The following is a 4,239-nucleotide window of genomic DNA, read 5'->3' as shown; positions in this document are numbered from 1 at the left end:
GATCCGCATGATCAACGCGCTGCTGACCCAGGCTGCCGGCGACGAGGCCAGCGACATCCACATCGAACCCTTCGAGACCCACTCGGTGGTGCGCTACCGGGTCGACGGCACCCTGCGCGACGTGGTCTCGCCGCGCAAGGCGCTGCACGCGGCGCTGGTGTCGCGGATCAAGATCATGGCGCAGCTGGATATCGCCGAAAAACGCCTGCCCCAGGACGGGCGCATCGCCCTGCGCGTGGCTGGCCGGCCCATCGATATCCGTGTGTCCACCGTGCCCACCGGGCATGGCGAGCGGGTGGTGATGCGCCTGCTGGACAAGCAGGCCGGGCGTCTGCAACTGGAAACCCTGGGCATGGCCCCGGCGCTGCTGGCCCGCCTGGACGTGCTGATTCGCCAGCCGCACGGCATCGTGCTGGTCACCGGGCCCACCGGCAGCGGCAAGACCACCAGCCTGTACGCGGCGCTGGCGCGGCTCGATGCCAGCGTCAGCAACATCCTCACCGTCGAGGACCCGGTGGAATACGACCTGCCGGGTATCAGCCAGATCCAGGTGAATGCGCGCATCGACATGACCTTTGCCGTGGCCCTGCGCGCGATCCTGCGCCAGGACCCGGACATCATCATGATCGGCGAGATCCGCGACCTGGAGACCGCGCAGATCGCGGTGCAGGCCTCGCTCACCGGGCACCTGGTGCTGGCCACGCTGCACACCAACGACGCCGTGTCGGCGATCAACCGCCTGCTCGACATGGGCGTGGAACCCTTTCTGCTGGCCTCGGCGCTGCTCGGCGTGCTGGCCCAGCGCCTGGTACGGCGGCTGTGCCCGCACTGCCGTCAGCCCGACCCGAATGCCCCCGGCCAGTTTCGCCCCCATGGCTGCGCCAGCTGCAACCACACCGGCTACAGCGGGCGTACCGGGATCCACGAGCTGTTCTGCATCGATGACCCGATTCGCGGCCTGATCCACCAGGGCGCCGACGAACAGGCCCTGCGCGCCGCAGCGCGCCAGGCCGGCATGCTGAGCATGCGCGAGGACGGCCAGCGCTGGGTCGACAGCGGCAGTACCGCCGTGGAAGAAATCCTGCGTGTGACCCGGGACGCCTGATGAGCCGATACCGTTATGAAGCCGCCGATGCCCAGGGGCGCATCAGCCGTGGCCAGCTGGAGGCCGACAGCCCGGCGGCGGTGATCGGGCAATTGCGCGGGCTGGGCCTGAGCGCCTTGCAGGTCGAGCCGGAGCCTGCCGCCAGTGCCGGCGGCGGGTTGTTCGCCAGCAAGCTGTCTGATGCGGACCTGGCCTGGACCACGCGCCAGTTGGCCAGCCTGCTGGCCGCCGGGCTGCCGCTGGAGGGCGCCCTGAGCGCGACCCTGGAGCAGGCCGAACGCAAGCACATCGCCCAGGTGCTGGGCGCGGTGCGCGGCGACGTGCGCAGCGGCATGCGCCTGGCCGACGCGCTGGCGGCGCGCCCGCGGGACTTTCCCGAGATCTACCGCGCACTGATCGCGGCGGGGGAGGAGTCCGGCGACCTGGCCCAGGTGATGGAGCGCCTGGCCGACTACATCGAAGACCGCAACACCCTGCGCGGCAAGATCCTCACCGCGTTCATCTACCCCGGCGTGGTCGGGCTGGTGTCGATCGGCATCGTGATCTTTCTGCTCAGCTACGTGGTGCCGCAGGTGGTCAGCGCCTTCACCCAGGCGCGCCAGGACCTGCCGGGGCTGACCCTGGCGATGCTCAACGCCAGCGACTTCATCCGGGCCTGGGGCTGGCTGTGTTTCATCGTGCTGGTGGCCGGGGCATGGGGCTGGCGTGTGTACCTGCGCGGCGCGTCGGCACGCCTGGCCTGGCATAGCCGGGTGCTGCGCCTGCCGTTGCTGGGGCGCTTCGTGCTGGGCCTGAACACCGCACGCTTCGCCTCGACCCTGGCGATTCTGGGCAGTGCCGGGGTGCCGTTGCTGCGGGCCCTGGAGGCGGCGCGCCAGACCCTGGCCAACGACCGCCTCGACCAGTGCGTGAGCGAGGCCACGGCGCGGGTGCGCGAAGGCGTGGGGCTGGCGTCGGCGCTGGCGGTGGAGAAGGTGTTCCCGCCCTTGCTGATCCACCTGATCGCCAGCGGCGAGAAGACCGGCAACCTGCCGCCGATGCTCGACCGCGCGGCGCAGAGCCTGGCCAAGGACATCGAGCGCCGAGCGATGGGCATGACCGCATTGCTGGAGCCGCTGATGATCGTGGTGATGGGTGCGGTGGTGCTGCTGATCGTGATGGCGGTGCTGCTGCCGATCATCGAGATCAACCAGCTGGTGCAGTGATTTTTTTTGGGGGGGTGGGCAACACCCGAGTGGGTTGCCGGGGAATCCGGGACCTCGAGGGGCCGCCCCATCGGTGGTGAAGCCATCGCGGGTCAAGCCCGCCCCCACACTGACCTGTGTGGGAGCGGGCTTGACCCGCGATGAGGCCACCCGAAACACCCGAGAAATTACCCGCCAAGCTCCCGATGTTTTTTCCTCTGACTGTCACCGCGCACTGCCAACCTAAGCCTCGTGGATCGGCCAGCAAGCCCTCTGGATCAAGGCGCTGCGCCACGCCACCGTGACATGCAAGCGCGACTCACCTCAACGTACGAACACGACGAAAGGAGCTTCTTCATGTTTAAGCGCACTATGATCGCAGCCTCGCTGGCTGTTGCCGCACTGGCTTCGGCTCAATCGATGGCAGCGGTTGTCGGTGGCGGTGCCACCCTGCCACAAGGCCTGTACACCACCCCAGGCGTACTGGGCGCCGGTTTCGACACCTACACCGGTGTTGGCAGCGGTAAAGGCAAGTCGGCTTTCCTGTTCAACCGTGCCGCCGATATCAACAAGCCCGCCGGTGTGACCGTCGATTTCGCAGGCAGCGACTCGATCCTTTCCGATGCGGAAATCAACACCTACAACCTGGACCACAACAGCGCCGGCAACGACGTCGCCAACAAGTGGGGCCCGCTGATCCAGGTTCCGTCGGCAGCCACCTCGGTCACCATCCCGTACAACCTCAAGCTGGCCAACGGCACTGCCGTCAACGACCTGAACCTGACCAGCGCCCAGCTGTGCGGGATCTTCTCGGGTTCGATCAGCAACTGGAACCAGATCGACGCCAGCTACCCGAACAAGGCCATCAAGGTGTTCTACCGCAGCGGCAGCAGCGGCACTTCCGAGATCTTCACCCGTCACCTGAACAGCCAGTGCCCGACCCAGTTCGGCGTCAGCAGCACCTTCACCACCGCTCAGGTCGGTGCAGAGCCTGCCACGTTCCAGGGTGTTGCCCTGAGCGGCGATATCGTGACCTCGGTGTACGGCACCGAAGACGCCATCGGCTATGTAGGCCCTGAAGACGTGGATGCCACCAACAACGCCAAGGTCGCCCGCGTCAACAACCTGCTGCCAACCGTCGGCAACGTGCAGACTGCACTGGCCAACGCCGCGCCACCGGCCACCGCCGCCGCACGCGCGATTCCGCAGAACTGGGCCCCGGTGCTGGCCAACCCGGCCACCGGCTACTCCATCGTTGCCTACACCAACCTGATCTTCGGTCAGTGCTACAAGGACGCCGCAGACGGCACCGCCGTCGTCGCCTTCCTGAACCGTCATTACGGCGCCACCACCAACAACGATGCGGCCATCATCGCGCAGAAGCTGATCCCGTTGAGCCCAGCCTGGAAAAACGCCGTTCGCCTGCAGTTCGCCAACCAGTCCGGCGCACTGGGCGTGAACAACCTCAGCGTGTGCAACACCCAGGGTCGCCCGGCCTAAGCCGCGCCGACGCCTGTCGCTGTACCCCGTCGGTAACGGCTCGCGCCGTTACCGGCTTTTGCGTTTCAGAACGCCACCGATCACATGAACTTTGCGTGACAAAGGTTCGGTCTGCCGCCCGTGCAACCGCCTATGTCATAGGTCACCGGCCGCACCGGCGTGTGGCACCCCATTACCGCGATGGACCAGAAAAGGATTGATTGCAATGCGCCTTGGCACTGCTGCTTCGCCCTCCCACCGTACCCACCGTCAGGCCGATATGCCCCTGCTGCGGCTCAAGCCGCTGGCCCAGGTGATTGCGCTGCTGGCCCTGGCCGGCAGCGTGCAGGCGGCGCCTGCGGCGTTCAGTTCGGCCTGGTTCGCGGCCAAGGGCAGCGCGCCGCAGGCCGGCGGTACGGGCGGGCAGGGCGGTGCGGTGCAGTTGCCGGGGCTGCCACCGCCGCTGGCCCA

General features: G+C 67.5%; 4 protein-coding genes. All 4 read left to right on the top strand.

Annotation, left to right across the window (positions count from 1 at the left end; genetic code table 11):
- The coding region (gene gspE / locus B4I46_RS15195) for a type II secretion system ATPase GspE (RefSeq protein ID WP_286900824.1) at positions 1-1,105 on the top strand (1,105 nt) is incomplete at its 5' end.
- Complete coding sequence (gspF, locus tag B4I46_RS15190) at positions 1,105-2,310, top strand: type II secretion system inner membrane protein GspF (RefSeq protein WP_054916085.1); 1,206 nt, start codon at positions 1,105-1,107, stop codon at positions 2,308-2,310. The genes gspE and gspF, both read left to right, overlap by 1 nt.
- A 336-nt stretch (positions 2,311-2,646) precedes the next feature.
- On the top strand, positions 2,647-3,789 hold the full coding sequence (locus B4I46_RS15185; protein ID WP_043860338.1) for a substrate-binding domain-containing protein: 1,143 nt from the start codon (positions 2,647-2,649) through the stop codon (positions 3,787-3,789).
- 205 nt (positions 3,790-3,994) lie between these two features.
- The coding region (locus B4I46_RS15180; protein WP_286900821.1) for a hypothetical protein at positions 3,995-4,239 on the top strand (245 nt) is incomplete at its 3' end.

Origin of the sequence: Pseudomonas sp. UBA7500, from assembly GCF_002478435.1 — a bacterium.
Lineage (GTDB): Bacteria > Pseudomonadota > Gammaproteobacteria > Pseudomonadales > Pseudomonadaceae > Aquipseudomonas > Aquipseudomonas palmensis.
Note: the sequence above shows the minus strand (reverse complement) of the source record. Positions and strands in the feature narration are given on the sequence as shown.